We start from the raw sequence: 2,039 nt of genomic DNA on the forward strand, positions 1-2,039 counted from the left end.
TTTTTGCTAATAACTTTAGGGTTATAAAATGTCCGGTTTTTGGGGAGACTTACATATGCATAAATTTAAAATGTCGGTGATTATTCATATTTACGGGTTCCTTGAAACTAATTTCCTTGGTATCTTTATTATAATTCAATATAACATCAGAATATCCCTTCCAACCAAAATTGTTGGTATTGTCCAATTTTTTAAATTCATATGTTTCGTTCGCGACAGAAAGCGCACTTTCATATTTTAGGCAGGGTTCTATCTTAATAGTTTCTTCGGTTACAGTTATAGTATGATGTGATCCAGAACCAAAACTCATGTATGTTCCCGAGGGTACTTGTGCATTCACATTTAATCCTGTAAATAAAAACAGTAGTACAGCCAAACCTAATTTTGTAATTGTTTTCATAGTAAAAATTTTTAATGTTAATGGTTTTAACAAATTTAATTTTATTATTTTAGGTAAAAAATAGCTACATGTAGCTATTTTAAACATAATTAGCACTAAAATAATGGATAAAATAAATAAGCTACGCGATATTTGGGACAGTATCTCCAAGGTTGTAAACGAGCAAATTGATCTGTCTCAAAAAGAACTTATTAACCGTTATATGGACGTTTTCCATTTTGGCGAATACTTTTATGTAATTTTTAATACCCGCACTACCGAAATGGAATATGTAAGCCCCAATGTTGAAAATATATTTAGTTATACGCCTGACGATTTTTATTTACAGGTGGTAATGAACAACATTCATCCCGAAGATTTACCTTACTATTACCATTATGAGCAAAGTGCGGTACGCTTCTTTTCAGGATTGGAAGGTGACTTGTTTTTCAAATACAAATTTGCTTACGACTACCGTTTAAAAACAAGGGAAGGTTCTTATAAAAGAGTACAGCAACAGATCGTGCCAATCTATTATTTTCCTAAGGGAGGTGTAAGAACTTTAGGTATTTTTACCGATTTAACACACCTAAATATCACAGGTGTACCCAAGCTTTCTTTTATTGGTATGCAAGGTGCACCTTCTTATTACAATGTACACCAGAATGATGAGTTTATGCAATCGCTAAATGTATTTTCTAAAAAAGAGCAGGAAATCTTAGGATTCGTAGTACAGGGATTAACCAGTGAGGCTATTGCCCAAAAAGTGGAAAGAAGTATTCATACCATAAGAAATCATCGTAAACATATTTTGGAAAAATCAGGCTGTGAAAATGTTCAGGAGCTTTTAGTAAAAGCTGTACGTGAGGGATGGGTGTGAAAAAGAAATTAAATTGCTATAACCTCCTGCCTTTCTTCTTTTTCTTCATTTGGTTAGCAAACTGTTCTTACTCGTAATCCTTGCCCTATACTTGGGGCAACAAGCTGAATAATCCCAAATCGGAACTCTGTGGACGTTCCTGTGAGATAAACTCAAAAAGATCTTTTGTTGGTTGGTTGTCTAATGTCTTCGTATTGGAAATAGGAATGTCCTGTATCTTTAATTCGGATTTGTTACCATTGTTCCACCAATCGTTAAACAGATTTGCAGAAAGGTTTCTGTCTAATTGTGAAGCGTTCCAAACGGCTCGGCTTTCGTGATCGATGAACGTGCTACCGTAAATCCGTCCGCTGTTGTTCCTGCGGACAACCGTATTGATACCTTGCTCAACGAGTTGTTTTTCAAATTCCGTTGCGCTGTTTGTGGTATGTATGGCAAGCTCCACCGTATTTTTCAGTACAGACCTTACAGGGGTGGTTTTCATTTTTTCTTTGGAATGCTCACAATACTTTTGTATCAAAATATTACTTGTCATTCAGTATCTTTAAGTTAACTTTAGTGTTATTAAGTTCAAATATTTGTAAAAATAAAAAACGAAAACGTTCATTTTTGTAACTCATCATTCAAGGTACAATTAAGCTCCAAATATTAACATAACAATACAAAAGATTGCAGAATAAAATATCGTAATATAAAAAAAAAGGCTTTATAATGATATATAAGATTACTCGTAGTGCATTATTAAATTAATTCAATTTTAAGTCTATTCATTTTTCTATT

Annotated in this window: 3 protein-coding genes; 1 reads left to right on the forward strand and 2 read right to left on the reverse strand. The window is 33.2% G+C overall.

The annotated features are described in order from the left end of the window. Nucleotides 1–49: 49 nt before the first annotated feature. Nucleotides 50–400 (reverse strand): hypothetical protein, encoded by a 351-nt coding sequence (locus tag RT037_RS13775; protein ID WP_312323941.1) that lies wholly within the window; start codon nucleotides 398–400, stop codon nucleotides 50–52. Nucleotides 401–503: 103 nt separating this feature from the next. Between RT037_RS13775 and RT037_RS13780 the strand changes: the two genes are divergently transcribed. After that, nucleotides 504–1,259 (forward strand): LuxR C-terminal-related transcriptional regulator, encoded by a 756-nt coding sequence (locus RT037_RS13780; protein ID WP_313032358.1) that lies wholly within the window; start codon nucleotides 504–506, stop codon nucleotides 1,257–1,259. An 85-nt stretch (nucleotides 1,260–1,344) separates the two neighbouring features. On the opposite strand, the gene RT037_RS13785 is transcribed toward RT037_RS13780, so the two are convergent. After that, nucleotides 1,345–1,704, reverse strand: coding sequence for a hypothetical protein (locus RT037_RS13785; RefSeq protein WP_313032361.1), 360 nt, complete (start codon nucleotides 1,702–1,704; stop codon nucleotides 1,345–1,347). Between the last annotated feature and the right edge of the window lie 335 nt (nucleotides 1,705–2,039).

Source organism: Soonwooa sp. (assembly GCF_032062245.1).
Lineage (GTDB): Bacteria > Bacteroidota > Bacteroidia > Flavobacteriales > Weeksellaceae > Soonwooa.